Source organism: Ensifer sp. 38_S197 (assembly GCF_056924495.1).
Genome location: NZ_JBXOVZ010000002.1, coordinates 2,349,075 through 2,364,533, shown reverse-complemented (window position 1 = coordinate 2,364,533; position 15,459 = coordinate 2,349,075). Strand labels below are relative to the sequence as shown.

Sequence of the window (15,459 nt, the reverse complement as noted above, 5' to 3'; positions counted from 1 at the left end):
CGACGGTAATGAGATCGGGCTTGGCGACGCCACCGTCAAGCGAAGGGGCGGCAACGGCGATACGGTTCGGTATATCCAGCATGATGTGTCCCCTCATTCGGCCGGCACGGCGACGGCAGCGGCGGAAACTGCGCCCGCCTTCTTCGCCCGATATTCGTCGTAGGCGGCGATCAGCATGTCGCCATCATTGTATTCGGCGCGCCAGCCGAGCTCGCGCTTCAGCTTGCCGGTTTCGCGCACGCACATCTCGTCGGCGATCAGATACTGCTCCGGGTCCATGATTGGCTTGTTGATCAGGTCGAAGAAGGCCAGTGTCTGCTTGACCGCAAAGGCGGGCGTCGGCAGCAGGAAGGACTTGGAACCCGCGTGCCTGATGAGATTGCCGAGCAGGTCGCGCACCGAGGGCGGATTGTCGGAGCCGAGATTGTAGGCTTCGTTCGGCACGCCACCCTTCCAGGCAAGGCGCGCGGCTTCGGCGCAATCGAAGACCGAAATGAACTGATAGGGCACCTTGCCCGAGCCGATCATCGGCACCGGCAGGTTCATATCGATCAGCTTGAACAGTTTTTCGAGAATGCCGAGACGGCCCGGGCCAATGATGAGGCGCGGGCGGAAGATCGAAATGTTCATGCCCTGCTTGCGCCATTGCACCGCAAGCTGTTCCGTCGCCCACTTCGATTTACCGTACTCGCCGAGCGGTTTTGCCGGGTGATCCTCCGTCTGCGGCGACTGGACCGTATGGCCGTAGATCATATCGGTGGTGAACTGCACCAGACGCGACGCACCGGCCGCGTCCATGGCCTTCATGATATTTTCGGCGCCGTAATAGTTGACAGGCCAGAAGAATTCCCAGCGCTTCGAGCGGATCTGCAGCGGCGACAGCATCTTCGCCGCCATGTTGTAAACCATATCGTCCGCGCCAATACCGACCTTTTGAACAGATTCCAGATCGGTAACGTCGCAATGCACGAAGCGGGCGCGACCGTAATGCGGCAGGTCGGACTTGACGATGTCGGCGATCACGACTTCCTCGCCGTCCTTGACGAGGCGTTCCGCCAGGTGACGGCCAACGAAACCGTCGCCACCAAAGATGATGTGTTTCATGACTTGCTCCCGAATTCTGCGGTACTCACCCCGGCTGCATCCGCCGGCTTGTCATCGGTGTGGGATGAGATGCCCGACTGGGCGATAAGAACGGTTCCTGCGCAGATCAGCGCGATGCCGGCGATGCGCCAGGCATTGAGGTCCTCGCGAAAGACGAAATAGGCGAAGACCGCGACGGCGACGTAGGCGAGGCTCAGGAACGGATAGGCAAAGGAAAGCTCGACCTTCGACAGCACATAGAGATGCGACGCCATCGAAATGACGAAGGTCGCGAGGCCGGCAAAGACCCAGGGATTGAAGACGATCTGGAACAGCCGGACGATCGCCGTTTCAGCGGTCATCGAAATCGGTCCGAGCGTCAGCATGCCTTGTTTCAGCATGAGTTGAGCGGCAGCGTTGGTAAGCACCGTAAAGAGAATGAATGGAATATATTTCATTGTTTTACTCCCAGTCCCGCAAATGTACTTACGGGCAAGAGACGGATTTTCCGTGAAGTTTGAAAGTTTAATTGAATAAAATTGTCTGCATTCTCATTCTGGCAAAGCCAGAGCCGTGCGCTTCCAGAAGTTGGAAACGAGCGCAGGATCGCGCAGCGCCTCGAGCTTTTTCCAGGAAGGGAACGATTTTTCAAAGACTTGCGGGCTCATGCGAGCATCCTTGTAGGGATTGATCGCACCGCCGGCCTCGATCACGATGTGGTCGAGCGCATCCAGGAGCTTTACCGTCCGTTCACCTTGATTGGCGAAGTCCAATGTCAAAGTAAAACCGGGTCGCGGGAAGGACAGAATACCGCGCGGGCCGATGTCGCCGAAACGCTTCAGAACCGTCAGGAACGACGCGTGGCCGGCAAGACGAGCGGTCTCCATCAGCTTCGACGTGATCTCTGGCGCACGCTCCGTCGGATAGACGCTCTGATGCTGGTAGAGACCGCGCGGACCGTAAAGCCTGTTCCAGGCGCCGATCGCATCCAGCGGATAGAAATAGGAGGTCCAGGGAACCGTCGTCACGGTTTCACCCGGTTTTTCCTTGCGGAAGTAATATTCGTTGAAGGCCTTGAGCGTTGCCCGGTTCAGAAGGTTGAAGGGTGGCGCGAAGGGCACCGATAGCTTCAGCCCCTTGGGAATATCAGGCAGTTCGCAGGAGCCATCGGCGTGGTCGCCGGCCAGCAATACACCTCTGCCCGTGCGGGAACCGGTTGCGAGTTGATCGATCCAGGCAACGGAATACTCGTGCTCCTCGTCGACGCGATCGACGAGAGCGAAGTATTGGTCGAGATTGTCGAAGCGGATCGCATGTTGCTGGACATGCGGCGACGGCACTTTCATCAGGCGTAAATCCACGGTCAGGATCAAGCCCGTCAGGCCCATGCCGCCGATGGTAGCGGCGTAGAGTTCAGAGTTCTCTTCCGGCGAACAGGTCAGCCGATCCCCATTCGAACGCAGGAGCGTGAAACCTGTCACGTGATTGCCGAAGGTGCCGCGCGCATGGTGGTTCTTGCCATGCACGTCGTTGGCAAGGGCGCCGCCGATAGTGACGAAAGCCGTGCCCGGGGTGACCGGCAGAAAGAAGCGATGCTCGATCGCGCGTTCGAGCACCTGACGCAACGTCGCGCCGGCCTCGCAGGTCATCTTGCCGGTGCCGGGATCAAAGGCGATGATCCGGTCATGTCGGCGGCTTTCGATCAGCGTGCCCCGGTCATTGTGGCAACTGTCGCCATAGCTGCGGCCATTGCCGAAGGGCAAGTAGCCCCCAGCCTCCAGGCTGCCGAGACGATCCTCATAGTCGTCGGGCGAGATGGCCGGCCGCGCGCGATTGTCGAGCCGACCCCAGCTTTCATGATCTAGCAAACTCATTGCGGCCCGATGGCTCCAAACAGGATCAACAGCGCGCCGACCAGCATGGTCAATTGGCTGCGCCAGTCACGCATGATGAAGACAACGGGGTCTTCATGCAGCATGCCGCGACGCGCGAGCATCCAGATGCGCAACAACATATAGAGCACCAGCGGGCAAAGCGGCCACAGCGCCCAGGGCGTGGTGTACATTTCCTGGAGCTCCTTGCTGTGCACGTAGAGCGCAAGGACCAGGGCCGCGGTGAAGGCGGAAGCGACGCCGGCCTGCCCCACCATCTCGAAATCGACAGCGAGATAGCCGCGGCCCGGGACGTTGCCGCCGTCCTTGTCGTCGAACTCGTGCAACTCGACATAGCGCTTCACCAGCGCCAGGCTGAGGAAGAAGAAGATCGCGAAGGAGACCAGCCAGAAGGAGAGTTCCGTGCCCGTGGCCGCAGCACCGGCAACAATGCGCGTGGTGTAGAGGCCGGCAAGCGTGAAGACGTCGACCAGCAGCTTGCGCTTCAGCACGAAGGTATAGGCGGTCGTCGCGCAGGCATAGAACGCCAGTACACCGGCGAATTTCCACGGCAGCAAGAGCGTCAGCGACAGCGACGCCAGGACCAGGCAGGCGGCAAGAATGAGCGCCGTCGGCACCGACATCTGGCCGCTTGCGAGCGGCCGGTGACGCTTCTTCGCGTGGCGGCGGTCATTCGAAAGGTCCGAAAGGTCGTTGATGACGTAGACCGCCGAGGCGAGGAAACTGAACGCGAAGAAGGCAATGATGACGCTGACGATCGCGTCGAGATGCAGGACTTCGTGATTGAGGATCATCGGCACACCGATGAGCACGTTCTTCGCCCATTGATGCACCCGAATGGATTTCAGCGGCGCGAGCATGCTCACCTTGCCGGTATCCAGGCGCTCGGCATCATGATTGCGGCGCCACTTCTCGGCGGCGGCGTCCGGAGCAACCACGATCGCGCGCCGCGCCGCCTCGAAGACGGCGATGTCGTCACGGCTGTTGCCCATATAGTCGAAGGCACCGTCGCCGAAGCGTTCGACCAGAGCCTGGCGCTTGCGGCCGCTCGTCAGATTGAGCGCGTCGGTCGAATGCATGACCGAGGAGAAGAGCCCGACATGATCGGCAACGTCTCTGGCGACCGACGGCGCCGCACCGGTGACGAGCACCAGTTCGCGCCCGGATTTTCTCTCCTCCGCGAGCCGATCGATGACGGCCTGGCGGTAAGGCCAGTCCTGAGCCTGGCGGCCGGAACGCAAGGCCACCTCATGCTTCAGCCGCGCCTTGCCCTTCGCCAGCCAGAACAGCATGGGAACGAGCATCAGCGGATTGCGCAAGAGGATGATCGCCGCACCTTCCCACAGCGTATCGGCGGCCAACAAGGTACCGTCCAGATCCACACACAGCGGAACGTGCCGTGTTTCGGTGCGCGCGTCCATGCATTCCACCCCAGCTATAATTGCGGGGCATGATGACGGCTTCAACTTTCCAGAGTGGAAACACGGCCTACAATCTCGCCCGGAAACTGTCGGGCTGGTTAACAAATGTCAGCGGCGCCGACAAAGGTCAGTGGCGACCGATCCAGTTCAACGCATCGCGCCAGTCGGTCATACGCACGGGCGTGCCATGCGAGCCTGTTTCGAAAAGCACGAAGCGTGTCGGGTAGCCTTGGGCCTTAAGGGTACGATAGAGCGCCTTCTGGCTTTCAGCCGGGTAGACGCTGTCGCGGCTGCCGTGGCTGAAGAACATCGGCAGCTTCGCCTTGTAGGCGGCGCTCTTGGTGAAATCGGGGTCGCTCACGCCCCCCATCACCATCATGCCGCCGAGAGCCGCGACGGCAGAGGCATCGCGCGAAACGCCCCAGCAGATGAAGCTTCCCATCGAGGCGCAGGCGAGCACCACGGGGCGACCGCCGGAACGCTCGGAAGCCTGCTTGACCAGGCCGGCAATATCCGCAGCACCTGATGTATCGAAGGAGCGGACGCTCGGTGCGTAGTAGGTGCCGCCATTGGCGACGGCGAGGTTCTTTAGCCGGTTGAAGTTACCGCCGAAGGAAAAATCGTTGGCGCCGAGCCGGCGATCGCCGCCGCGGCCGTGGATGAAGATCACCGTGAAGGCAGCGCCACGGTCGGGACCGACGCGGGTCACGTCAAGCGAGCGGCCGCCAATATCGAGCGTCTCGTTGACTTGCTCGCTCTTCACGCCAAGCGAAACATAGGCACGCTTTACCCGGCGCTCCGGGATATCGTCCCGTTCGTTGATGTCGCGCAGTTCCTGGTAATCGACGGTCAGGTCATCGCCGTCATCATTTTGCTGCAGCACCTTGCCATAGGAGAAGAGTTCGTCCTTGAAGGGCTTCAGAGCCTGTGCCTGGGCGACGGAAGTCGCAGAAAACAAAGCAACGGCCAGCAAAAGCCGACGAAACGGAAAAACAATTGTGGACACGGCCAATGACGGGCTCCCTCGTTCGCCGAAAGCCTTGCCATCGCCCGGACGCCAAAGCAACACTTGCGCCGTGACATGGCCATGAAGGCGGCATTTCGCCCCCGGCCACGGCCAGCATTCTCCTTTTGTTCGCGTATCCTGTGAGAGTCTGGCAGAATTCAGGTGATTCGACCGCCGGGGGATGGCGGCAGAGCCGAGGTCTTGCTATGGCCTCCGGCATCCCCAGACGACAGGAACGACCCGAACGGCCCCATGGACGACAACAGCGACCTCTTTTCAATGCCCGAGCAACCGAAACCTGCACAGCCGAGCGCCAAGCCGGCGGTGCCAGCGGTACCAGTCGCGCGGGAAGAACCGCGCCCTGCGCCGAAAGGCAGTGATGGCAGCGACTATGACGCTTCGGCGATCGAGGTGCTCGAAGGGCTGGAGCCGGTTCGTCGTCGTCCGGGCATGTATATCGGCGGCACCGACGAGAAGGCGCTGCACCATCTCTTCGCAGAAGTCATCGACAACTCGATGGACGAAGCGGTCGCCGGCCACGCGAATTTCATCGAAGTCAACCTCGATGCCGACGGCTATCTGACGGTGACCGATAACGGCCGCGGCATCCCGGTCGAAAACCATCCGAAATTCCCGGGCAAGTCCACGCTCGAAGTCGTCATGACCGTGCTCCACGCGGGCGGCAAGTTCGACGGCAAGGCCTATGAGACCTCGGGCGGTCTTCACGGCGTGGGCGTTTCCGTCGTCAACGCCCTGTCCGATGCACTCGAGGTCGAGGTCGCCCGCAACCGCAAGCTCTATCGCCAGCGCTTCTCCCGCGGCATCCCGCAGGGCGGGCTCGAAGAACTCGGCGACGTGCACAACCGCCGCGGCACGCGCGTTCGCTTCCATCCGGACCCGGACATTTTCGGGCCGCACGCGCATTTCGAGCCCGGGCGACTTTTCCGCATGGCGCGCTCGAAAGCCTATCTCTTCGGCGGCGTCGAGATCCGCTGGTCCTGCGATCCGTCGCTCCTCCAGGAAGGCTCGGAAATCCCGGACAAGGCCGTCTTCCACTTCCCGGGCGGCCTGAAAGACTATCTCGCCGCGACGCTCGGCAAGGAATTCACCGTCACCCGCGAGATCTTCGCCGGCAAGTCGGAGAAAGCGAACGGACACGGCTCGCTCGAATGGGCCGTCACCTGGTACGGCGGCGACCAGCAGGTGCATTCCTACTGCAACACCATCCCGACGCCCGAGGGCGGCACGCACGAGGCCGGCTTCCGCATCGCGCTGACCAAGGGCCTGAAGAGCTATGCCGAGCTGACGCAGAACAAGCGGGCGGCGATCATCACCACCGACGACGTGATGATCTCCGCGGCGGGCATGCTGTCGGTCTTCATCCGCGAGCCGGAGTTCGTCGGCCAGACGAAGGACAAGCTCGCGACGGTCGAGGCGCAGCGCATCGTCGAAAACGCACTTCGTGACCCCTTCGATCACTACCTGGCCGACAATCCGGGAGAAGCCGCCAAGCTTCTCGACTGGGTGATCGAGCGCGCCGAAGAGCGCGTACGCCGGCGCAAGGAGAAGGAAGTCAACCGCAAGACGGCGGTGCGCAAGCTGCGCCTGCCCGGCAAGCTGGCGGACTGCTCGCAGAACACCGCGGAAGGCGCTGAGCTCTTCATCGTCGAAGGGGACTCGGCAGGCGGATCGGCAAAGCAGGCGCGCAACCGCTCCAACCAGGCGATCCTGCCGCTGCGCGGCAAGATCCTCAACGTTGCGAGTGCGGGCCGCGAAAAGCTCAGCGCCAACCAGCAGATCACCGATCTCGTCCAGGCGCTCGGCTGCGGCACAAGAACCAAGTATCGCGGCGAGGATCTGCGCTACGAGCGCGTCATCATCATGACCGACGCCGACGTCGACGGCGCGCATATCGCCTCGCTGCTGATCACCTTCTTCTACCAGGAGATGCCGGAGCTGATCCGCGGCGGCCACCTCTATCTCGCCGTGCCGCCGCTCTACCGCATCAGCCAGGGCTCGAAGACGCTCTATGCCCGCGACGATGCGCATCGCGAAGAGCTGATGCGGACCGAATTTGCCGGCCGCGGCAAGGTCGAGATCGGTCGCTTCAAGGGTCTGGGCGAAATGCTGCCGGCACAGCTCAAGGAAACGACGATGGACCCGGCTCATCGCACGCTGCTGAAGGTCGAGATCGACGAGATCGATTTCGAGGGCACGCGCGAGGCGGTGGACAATCTCATGGGCACGAAGGCCGACGCCCGCTTCCGTTTCATCCAGGAGCGCGCCGTGTTCGCCGAGAACCTGGACATCTGATCGGGGATGGACGCAAAGACGCATGACGTTCTTGCGCGTCGCATTCCCCCTCTCAGCGATCGAGATTGAGACGGTGGCGCGCGTGCTGCCGTTTTGGTTTCAGCGCATTGTGGTTCGGCGCGCCGATATCATGCCGCCCGCCGAACAGGCTTTTCCATGAACAGGCTCAGCGGATCCGGCTGGTAGCCACCAAAGGGCGGACGCTCAACATAGCCGGCCGCCTTGTAAAGCCCGATCGCCTCGGGCTGGTAGATGCCGGTTTCGAGGCGAATTGCCGTGTATCCGAGTTCACCCGCACGTGCCTCCAGCGCCTGCAGCAACAGCTTGCCGATCTTCAGCCCCCTCGCCTCCGGATCGACGAACATGCGCTTGATCTCTGCCGTGCCGTCGTCGGCTTCCACCAGGGCACAGCAACCGACGATGTCGTCGTTACGCCGTGCCACATAGAAGGAAACGCCAGGCTGCTCCAAGCTCGACAAGTCGATCATATGATTGCTTTCGGCGGGATAGAGCGAAGCGGCATAGGCGTCGGAGAGTTCCAATAGACGCACGACCTGAGCTTGGCGCGGCGACTCCAGGGCTATGGTTACGGCAGGCACTTGTTTCGTCCTTCTCGATCTCAACTATTTCTGCCGGACGTTAGTGTCAGCTTTTTCGCCAGCCAATACGTCAAATGACGCAGACGCCCGGTCCTATCAATCCGGCGAATAGGCCGAAACAATTTGTTCCGCGTCACCCGCAGCGCCGCCCCAATTCGGAGAGAATCGCACAGGCATAGGTTGATCCCTTACAAGCTCCAGGGACCAACGACAGGAACACCATGCAAGCGGCGCTGATTGTCATGACCATTCTCGGCTGCAACCACGATGTCAGCCAATGCCAGTACATCTCGACGGTCAACGGCACATGGCCGTCGATCGCCCAATGCGACACGGACTCGCAGGCGCAATTGCCGAAGTTCTCGAACGCCAACTATCCGGTTGTCGTCGCCGTTTGCGAAAGCTCCGGCCCGGCCCTCGCCGACCTGCCCCCACCACCGGCCGGCTCGCAACAGAGCCAGATACCACCCTCGCAGGTGGCGGAGCCGGAGCCTGAACCAACCTTGCCGAAACGAACACTGGCCTTCCTGTCGGGTGCCATCCCGGATCGGGAAAAGCTCAAGACCATCGTGACAAGGCCGGTGCATTACATCGAGGACGGCTATTCCTGGGTCGCCCGCCGTTTCACCAACTAGAGCGGACGGGCACACTCACACGAGACCGGCGCCGATCAGGCTTTCGGCGCTGGCCATGACCGCCTCTTCCGCGGCTCGTGGCTGCCACCCCAGAACGCGACGCGCCTTTTCGTTGGAGATACGGGAGTCGTGTCCCAATTCCCCGACGATCAGGCGCAAGCCGGCATCAAAGGGAGCGGCCAAGCCTGCCAGCCAGTTCGGCAGAATGAACTTCGGCAGCTTGGCGGCATATTCCGGAAACTGGCGACGAAGGATGGACGCCATGTCGGCAAGAGACAAGGTCTCTCCAGCGACCAGAAAACGCTCGCCCGCCGCGCCGTCAACGGTCATCGCCCGCAGATGGGCGTCGGCGACGTCGCGGACATCGACGACGGGTACGCTGAACTTCGGCAGAGCGGGGTAGCCCCCACTCAGGAGGTTGCGGACCACGGCAACAGAGGTGCCGATCTCACGCCCAAGCACCGGCCCGAGAACCATGCCCGGATTGACGACCGCCAATTCGAGCCCGTTCGCGGCTGCATAGTCCCATGCCGCGCGTTCCGCGAAGGTCTTCGAGCGATAGTAGGGCGTCGCCAGCGGCGAATGTGGGTCCGTCCAGTCGTCCTCAGTGAACGGCGCGCTTCCAGGCCCATAGATGACCGCAGCGACCGAGGAGGTCAGGACGACGCGGCGAACGCCGGACGAGCGGGCGGCTTGCAGTACGCGCAGCGTGCCGTCACGCGCCGGCCCGATCAGTTCGACTTCGTCCGCAGGCAGTCGTGCGGGGAACGGCGATGCCGTGTGCATGACATGGGAGACGCCGGCGAAGGCCTCCGCCCAGCTCGCTTCCCCCAGCAGGTCCGCTTCGGCAAAGGTCAATTGCGCCAGGTCCGTGCCGCCGGCGGCACGGATCGATCGTTCGATTTCCTCCGCGCGCGCCAGGCTACGAACGGTGCCGCGCACGTCATAGCCCCGCCGCAGCAAGAGGAGCGCGACGTGACGCCCGACAAAGCCGCCTATGCCGGTCACAGCAACGGTTGCGGCGGCCTTCATGCTCATGCGTCAGTTCCTTGTCGACCGGAGGCCCGCCATCGCCGGAGCGCCTGCAGAGAAATGGGTGGAAACGTTGCGGGACGCAATCGACCGCAATCGAAGTCAGGCGGCCTGTCGCGCGGCGAGCTCCGCATAGTCGCGGGCTGACTGCCGCTCCTCGGCAAAGGCCAGGCGCTCGAGCAGGTCGATCATCGCAGTATTGACCGGCGACGATGATCGCTCATTCCGGAGGCGTGCAAGCAGGGCTGTGGAAACGGAAGCAGCACTGCCGTTTCCAGTTGAAGCATCCTGGCGCCAGAGTAGCACGGCCGCAGCAAAGGTTTCGCTGACATCGTGGCCGAGGCCTACGCTCTCGAACAGGGCGCGGATCGAATGAATGCGGCCGCCGGACAGGATGGAGCGCACGCGCTTTTCGCAAACGCCGGAGAGATCGACGATCGCCGCCGAGAAAAATTCCGCGCGGCCGGTGACGAGCGCATGGAGCAGGAAGGCTGGGGTCAGGCGCCCAGTCTCGCGCAGATGCGCCACAAGGCCGGGTAATTCCTCCACCGCCAGCGTGCCGGCCATGCCGACGGCAGCGATGTCGCAAGCTTCCCGCGTGATCCGCCGGCCGCGGGCTTCTCCGATCGCCATCTGCACCAGGCCGAAGGCGGCCAGTGCCGAGCCTACCTCTTCCACCAGCGCATGGCGGGCGTCGCTCGGCAGATCCGGCCGTGCAAGCAACAGGTCACGCACGGCCGCGCAACAGCCAAGACGCTCGGCAATGCGTTTCAACGACCGGCGCGACAGGTTGGCGCCGGCGTTTTCCAGGAGGATCAGAACTTCTTCCTCGCCACCGATCTCGGCGATCGCGGCCGATACAGCACGGGAGACGAAACTGCGCGCGGCGATCAGCGCCCGCGTTTCAAGCGTTCCTCTGGCTGCGAGGTCGACGAGGTCCTCGTCAGTCAACACCGGCGAGCGGGATATGACGACATAGGCAATTTCGGGCTGGTCTTCGGCAAGGCCGAGAATGATGGCGCGCGGAACCGACGCGCAGCCGCAAAGCGCATCGGCAAGTGCGTGCCGAACCTTTGGCGACGGATCGTCGAGCAGGAAGGTCATCGCCATCTCCGCGGCGCGGCGGTCCAGGCCATTCATCTGCGCATCGACATAGGCGCGACCAAGCGCACTGGCGGCGCGGGTGCGCTCACCCGTTCTCGCCGTTTCCACCCAGCGAAGAAATGCTTGTATGATCACCTACGCCCCACTAGACCACGCCAATGCCACCGATGTTCAAACCCTACCGGGCAAAGGTTTAAGATTGGTTCACCATGTCTGTTAACCGCTCCCAAACCATGAAGCCGCTGCTGATCGTCGACAGCCCCTTCCCGGCCGTGGACATCGCTGCACTCAATGCGCTCGCCGGCGTCATTGTCGATATTGATGCCGACACCGAAACACTTGCCGGAATGGCACGTTTGGCAGGCCGCACCTTCGCGCTTCTGGCGCGCGTCGAACCGCTGGAGCGGCTGAGCGGAGACGTATTGCGACGGCTGCTCGAAAGCGGTGCCGACGGCATCGTGCTTTCCGGATGCCGCGGGCGCGCCGATATACAGAAGCTCGATGTGATGTTGCGGGTTGCGGAAGCCGCCCATGGTGCAGCGCCCGACCCTGTCCGGATTTATGGGGAATACGGCAGTTCGCCGGAGGGTTTGTTGTCAACCCATCCGCTGACGGACTCGTCGCCCCGCCTGAAGGCTCTGATCTTCAATGGCGTAGCGCTGGCAAAGTCCATCGGTTGTCAGGAGCCGACCAGCGCTCGCCATCAGCGCGTCGCAGCGCCAATCCTCACTGGACGAGCAAATATGGTCTTGAGGGCGTTCGAAGCCGGCGTGCCCGCCTATGAGGTATTGCCTGCCACCCCTGACGAAGCCGCGGCGCGGTGGGCGCAATCGCAGAGCCGCGACAACGGCTTTGCCTCGGTCGTTTGCAACTCGATCGAGCAGGCAATCATTCTCGGCAGGGCGTGACCTGCGCGTTCAAAGTCGCGGATATCAACGGGTCGGACGGGTCATCTGAAAGACATCACCGCCATCGCAATAGTCCATGTAGCCAAGACGGGCGAGCGGCTTGACCGTCGCCATGTCGAAGCGGCCGTCGCGGATTGCCTCTTCTCGGATATGAATGCCGACGACCTGGCCGATGACGACATAGTTGTCGGTCACCGCGCCATCCAGGCCTTTTGGTTGAAACATCTCGGTCATCCGGCACTCGAGCGCAGCAAAAGCCTCGGCGACGAACGGCGCATTCACCAAGGTGCCGTCGACCGGAGTGAGCCCGGCGATCTCGAATTCGCTCTCGCCATGCGCTGCGGGAACAGACGTCTTGTTCACGGCCTCGGCAAGATTGCGACTGGCGAAGCTCGCCGTGAATTCACCCGTCGCCTCGATGTTGCGAACCGTATCCTTGTGGCCGCTTGACGAGAACATCACGAGCTTTGGCCGATCACTGATGGCGTTGAAGAAAGAATAGGGCGCGAGGTTATGCGTACCGTCGCCCCCGCGCGTGCCGATCCAACCGATCGGCCGCGGCGAGACGATGGCCTTGAAAGGGTCATGCGGCAGGCCGTGACGATTCGAGGCCGTATCGTAGAACATCAGGCGTCTTCTCCGACCCAGGTGACGATCTCGGCGAGTTCCGGCCGCGGCCGTTCCGTCGGCGGCACCATCGCGGTACCGATGTGAATGAAGCCAGCAAGTTTCTCACCCGGATTGACACCCAGCAAGGGATAGGCGCGTTCATCGAAAGCAAACCACTCGGTCAACCAGTTGGAGGCATAGCCAAGCGCGTTTGCGGCCATCAGCAGGTTGAGGCACACGGCGCCGGCGGACATCAACTGCTCCCATTCCGGGATCTTGAAATGCGGCGCAGCCTTGCTGACCACAGCGACGACGACCGGCGCTCGCGTCAGCCGCGTTTCCTCGACCTTGATCATTTCCTCCGAAAGATCCGGTTTTACCGCCAGCGCCAGCGCCTTCAATTCGGCGCTGATGCGCGCCCTTTCATCACCGCGATAGACGATGAAGCGCCAGGGAGCGAGCTTGCCGTGGTCCGGCACGCGGGAGGCGAGCTTCAGCATCTCCTCGACCTCGACCTTGCTGGGGCCGGGTTCACCCATCTGGAAAGCGGGGATCGAGCGGCGGGACGCGAGGTAGTCAACAAGCTTAATTTCGGTTTTCATGTCGGATGAATTCCACTAATTTGCCGCAGCATCGGAAGCCACGAAAATGCCATATCGGCGTCCCAAGTGGAGTCACTCAGTCAGGAAGTCAACTGCTCTCATGCGTGCATGCTCTCGTATTTTCCTCGGAACCGGGCTCGCGATCCTTGTCGCCGGCGCTGCTACGGAAAGTGTGCGTGCCGAGGATGCGACCCAGGCCTTTAAGAGTTTTCCCTCGATCGCCGGCCCGCGCAAGATGCCGAAGCTTATGGGCTTCAGCCCGATGACGAGCGATCCGATCGCCGAAGGCACCTTGAAGGATGTTAAGCTCGAAGCCTTGCTCACGGAGAAGGGCGCGCCCGTCGAAGCCGGCCTGACCTGGCGCATGTTCAGCCCGATCCCGGGAAGCGACGGCAAGCTGCCGCTGCTGGCGACGTCGGAAGGCGGCTCGACGGCATTCAACGTCGCGCCGGGTGATTACTTCGTCAATGTTTCCTTCGGTCGCGCCTCCGCGACGCGCAAGATCCGCGTGCCCCAGGACGGCACGCTCGAAAAGCAGACTCTCGTCCTGGATGCAGGTGGCATCAAGCTGAACGCCGTCTCCGGCAGCGATGTGCGCATTCCGCCGGCCGAACTCAGCTTCTCCGTTTATTCCGCAGATACGAAGAGCGACGGCGAGCGGGCGCTCATCATGTCGGATGTGAAGCCGAACACGGTGATCCGGCTCGGCGCCGGAACCTATCACGTGACCTCGAGCTACGGCGCGACCAACGCTTCGACGGCCGCCGACATTCAGGTCGAAGCCGGCAAGCTGACGGAAGCGACCATTCAGCACCGCGCTGCCAAGCTCACGCTCAAGCTGGTGTCGGAACCAGGCGGCGAGGCCATCGCCAACACCGCCTGGACGATCCTGACGTCGGCCGGCGACACCGTGGACGAAGAAAACGGCGCCTTCCCGACGCTGGTTCTGCTCGAAGGCAGCTATTCCGCCGTCGCGCGCTACAAGGACAAGATCTACGAACGGGACTTCACCGTGAAGGCCGGCGTCAACACGGACGTGGAGGTGCTGCTCAGCAGCGGCGGCAACGATGCGAACACAACCCCGGGCGTCGTCTCCGACGCACAGGACTAGAGCATCCTGCTTTGAAGTGTATCACTTGAAAGCAGAAAGATGCTCTAGAATCAAAGTGCTAGACCGTCCTTTGTGCGTTCCTATGAACGCACGGCGGCGCTCTAACTCCAGCGTTACGGTATGCGATTGACGCTACGTCAGCCGGCTCGCCGCATGAACCGCCGGCGCGGTGGCGCCATGGAGAAGACCGCGTCATAGATGCGGGCCAGCAGATCCTTGCGATCACTACAGACGCCGAGGTCCTCGGGCGTCAGCACCCGGCCGACGCGCGCCGCGATGGTCGTGCCGGACAGACGGCGGAACTCGCGGATCAGCAGCGACAGCCTCAACGTCAGTGAAATCTTGCTCGCAAGATGGAAGACGGGACCGTTCTGCCCCTCGAAGTAGATCGGGATGACACTCGCGCGTGCAGCCTGGATCAGTTTCGCCGGAAAGATCTTCCAGGGCAGGTCCTCGGCGCGGCCAAAACCCTTGGGCGCGGTCGCGACGCCGCCGGCCGGGAAGATCACGATCGTCACGCCTTCCTTCAGCAGCCGCAACGCCTCATGGCGCGTCGCCATGTTGACGGCCAGCGCCTCCTTCGTCTCCTCGAACGACACCGGCAGGGAGTAAGGCGCCATTTCCGGCACCTTCAGCAGTTCGTTGTTGATGAGGACGCGGAACGGTCGGCCAAGCTGTTCGGCGAGCGCCAGCACGGCGATACCGTCGCCAATGCCGAACGGGTGATTGGCGACGATGACGATCGGCGTGTCGGGCAAGTGCCGCGGCGGCCACTCGCCCTGGGTGCGCAGCTTCACATCGATGAGCTGCAGCATCTCGCCGAAGACCCGATCACTCTTGCCGACGATGTCGGACCGCCAGCGCGCGTAGAGCTTTGCGTAACGGTTGCGGCCCGACAGGCCTTCGATGGAGCGGATGAACCAGCGCTTCAGGCGTCGGTCGTTTGCGTTGGCGTAGGACAGCTCTTTGAACTGCACGGAAATCTCCGATGGATCATCTCGTATCCGGATATTCCGCTAATATGACAGTTTGCTGACAAAGCAAGTGCCCGGGGTCTCAACCCCGGGCTTTCTTGTAAGCAAAGTAAACCTCCACCTCCGGTGGAGGACTGGACGGGTTCTACATTGTGATTGAGAGACCTCCG

15 protein-coding genes are annotated in these 15,459 nt (G+C 62.3%); 4 read left to right on the top strand and 11 right to left on the bottom strand.

Translation table 11 applies throughout. The features are described from left to right. Window positions 1-93: 93 nt before the first annotated feature. From AC1Z3V_RS24610 to AC1Z3V_RS24590, 5 genes are all read right to left on the bottom strand, one after another. Window positions 94-1,104: an NAD-dependent epimerase/dehydratase family protein gene (locus tag AC1Z3V_RS24610; RefSeq protein WP_483502249.1), complete on the bottom strand. Its 1,011-nt coding sequence runs from the start codon at window positions 1,102-1,104 to the stop codon at window positions 94-96. Beyond that, window positions 1,101-1,541, bottom strand: coding sequence for an EamA family transporter (locus tag AC1Z3V_RS24605; protein WP_483502247.1), 441 nt, complete (start codon window positions 1,539-1,541; stop codon window positions 1,101-1,103). The genes AC1Z3V_RS24610 and AC1Z3V_RS24605 overlap by 4 nt, the downstream gene beginning before the upstream one ends. Window positions 1,542-1,634: 93 nt before the next feature. After that, window positions 1,635-2,957, bottom strand: coding sequence for an FAD-binding oxidoreductase (locus AC1Z3V_RS24600; protein WP_483502246.1), 1,323 nt, complete (start codon window positions 2,955-2,957; stop codon window positions 1,635-1,637). Next, window positions 2,954-4,396 (bottom strand): UbiA family prenyltransferase, encoded by a 1,443-nt coding sequence (locus AC1Z3V_RS24595; RefSeq protein WP_483502245.1) that lies wholly within the window; start codon window positions 4,394-4,396, stop codon window positions 2,954-2,956. The genes AC1Z3V_RS24600 and AC1Z3V_RS24595 overlap by 4 nt, the downstream gene beginning before the upstream one ends. Window positions 4,397-4,523: 127 nt before the next feature. Then, complete coding sequence (locus AC1Z3V_RS24590) at window positions 4,524-5,354, bottom strand: alpha/beta hydrolase (protein ID WP_483502243.1); 831 nt, start codon at window positions 5,352-5,354, stop codon at window positions 4,524-4,526. 300 nt (window positions 5,355-5,654) lie between these two features. Here AC1Z3V_RS24590 and parE point away from each other — a divergent pair, with 300 nt between their 5' ends. Continuing rightward, complete coding sequence (parE, locus tag AC1Z3V_RS24585) at window positions 5,655-7,715, top strand: DNA topoisomerase IV subunit B (protein WP_483502241.1); 2,061 nt, start codon at window positions 5,655-5,657, stop codon at window positions 7,713-7,715. 128 nt (window positions 7,716-7,843) lie between these two features. On the opposite strand, the gene AC1Z3V_RS24580 is transcribed toward parE, so the two are convergent. Continuing rightward, window positions 7,844-8,314, bottom strand: coding sequence for a GNAT family N-acetyltransferase (locus AC1Z3V_RS24580; RefSeq protein ID WP_483502240.1), 471 nt, complete (start codon window positions 8,312-8,314; stop codon window positions 7,844-7,846). A 221-nt stretch (window positions 8,315-8,535) separates the two neighbouring features. Here AC1Z3V_RS24580 and AC1Z3V_RS24575 point away from each other — a divergent pair, with 221 nt between their 5' ends. Further along, window positions 8,536-8,949, top strand: coding sequence for a hypothetical protein (locus AC1Z3V_RS24575; RefSeq protein ID WP_483502238.1), 414 nt, complete (start codon window positions 8,536-8,538; stop codon window positions 8,947-8,949). Window positions 8,950-8,964: 15 nt separating this feature from the next. Here AC1Z3V_RS24575 and AC1Z3V_RS24570 read toward each other — a convergent pair whose 3' ends face one another. Together AC1Z3V_RS24570 and AC1Z3V_RS24565 are read right to left on the bottom strand one after the other, a co-directional pair. Then, window positions 8,965-9,987 carry an SDR family oxidoreductase gene (locus AC1Z3V_RS24570; protein ID WP_483502236.1) on the bottom strand — a complete coding sequence of 341 codons (1,023 nt, stop codon included), beginning with the start codon at window positions 9,985-9,987 and terminating at the stop codon, window positions 8,965-8,967. Between the two features lie 96 nt (window positions 9,988-10,083). Continuing rightward, a complete protein-coding gene (locus AC1Z3V_RS24565) occupies window positions 10,084-11,220 on the bottom strand; it encodes a DUF2336 domain-containing protein (protein WP_483502234.1) in 1,137 nt (378 codons plus the stop codon). 74 nt (window positions 11,221-11,294) lie between these two features. On the opposite strand from AC1Z3V_RS24565, the gene AC1Z3V_RS24560 reads away from it, so the two are divergent. Beyond that, window positions 11,295-11,993, top strand: a complete 699-nt coding sequence (locus AC1Z3V_RS24560) for an aldolase (protein ID WP_483502232.1) — start codon at window positions 11,295-11,297, stop codon at window positions 11,991-11,993. Between the two features lie 24 nt (window positions 11,994-12,017). On the opposite strand, the gene AC1Z3V_RS24555 is transcribed toward AC1Z3V_RS24560, so the two are convergent. Continuing rightward, window positions 12,018-12,620 carry a flavin reductase family protein gene (locus AC1Z3V_RS24555; protein WP_429816811.1) on the bottom strand — a complete coding sequence of 201 codons (603 nt, stop codon included), beginning with the start codon at window positions 12,618-12,620 and terminating at the stop codon, window positions 12,018-12,020. After that, complete coding sequence (locus AC1Z3V_RS24550) at window positions 12,620-13,204, bottom strand: nitroreductase family protein (protein ID WP_483502230.1); 585 nt, start codon at window positions 13,202-13,204, stop codon at window positions 12,620-12,622. Before AC1Z3V_RS24550 ends, AC1Z3V_RS24555 begins: the two co-directional genes overlap by 1 nt. 100 nt (window positions 13,205-13,304) lie before the next feature. On the opposite strand from AC1Z3V_RS24550, the gene AC1Z3V_RS24545 reads away from it, so the two are divergent. After that, on the top strand, window positions 13,305-14,315 hold the full coding sequence (locus AC1Z3V_RS24545; RefSeq protein ID WP_483502228.1) for a hypothetical protein: 1,011 nt from the start codon (window positions 13,305-13,307) through the stop codon (window positions 14,313-14,315). A gap of 137 nt (window positions 14,316-14,452) precedes the next feature. Here AC1Z3V_RS24545 and AC1Z3V_RS24540 read toward each other — a convergent pair whose 3' ends face one another. Continuing rightward, window positions 14,453-15,292: a lysophospholipid acyltransferase family protein gene (locus AC1Z3V_RS24540; RefSeq protein ID WP_483502227.1), complete on the bottom strand. Its 840-nt coding sequence runs from the start codon at window positions 15,290-15,292 to the stop codon at window positions 14,453-14,455. Between the last annotated feature and the right edge of the window lie 167 nt (window positions 15,293-15,459).

What these genes read in the sequence shown, in the direction of transcription:
- AC1Z3V_RS24610 (WP_483502249.1), bottom strand. Translation starts at nt 1,104, where the DNA reads ATGAAACACATCATCTTTGGTGGCGACGGTTTCGTTGGCCGTCACCTG.
- AC1Z3V_RS24605 (WP_483502247.1), bottom strand. Translation starts at nt 1,541, where the DNA reads ATGAAATATATTCCATTCATTCTCTTTACGGTGCTTACCAACGCTGCC.
- AC1Z3V_RS24600 (WP_483502246.1), bottom strand. Translation starts at nt 2,957, where the DNA reads ATGAGTTTGCTAGATCATGAAAGCTGGGGTCGGCTCGACAATCGCGCG.
- AC1Z3V_RS24595 (WP_483502245.1), bottom strand. Translation starts at nt 4,396, where the DNA reads ATGGACGCGCGCACCGAAACACGGCACGTTCCGCTGTGTGTGGATCTG.
- parE (WP_483502241.1), top strand. Translation starts at nt 5,655, where the DNA reads ATGGACGACAACAGCGACCTCTTTTCAATGCCCGAGCAACCGAAACCT.
- AC1Z3V_RS24575 (WP_483502238.1), top strand. Translation starts at nt 8,536, where the DNA reads ATGCAAGCGGCGCTGATTGTCATGACCATTCTCGGCTGCAACCACGAT.
- AC1Z3V_RS24570 (WP_483502236.1), bottom strand. Translation starts at nt 9,987, where the DNA reads ATGAGCATGAAGGCCGCCGCAACCGTTGCTGTGACCGGCATAGGCGGC.
- AC1Z3V_RS24560 (WP_483502232.1), top strand. Translation starts at nt 11,295, where the DNA reads ATGTCTGTTAACCGCTCCCAAACCATGAAGCCGCTGCTGATCGTCGAC.
- AC1Z3V_RS24555 (WP_429816811.1), bottom strand. Translation starts at nt 12,620, where the DNA reads ATGTTCTACGATACGGCCTCGAATCGTCACGGCCTGCCGCATGACCCT.
- AC1Z3V_RS24550 (WP_483502230.1), bottom strand. Translation starts at nt 13,204, where the DNA reads ATGAAAACCGAAATTAAGCTTGTTGACTACCTCGCGTCCCGCCGCTCG.
- AC1Z3V_RS24545 (WP_483502228.1), top strand. Translation starts at nt 13,305, where the DNA reads ATGCGTGCATGCTCTCGTATTTTCCTCGGAACCGGGCTCGCGATCCTT.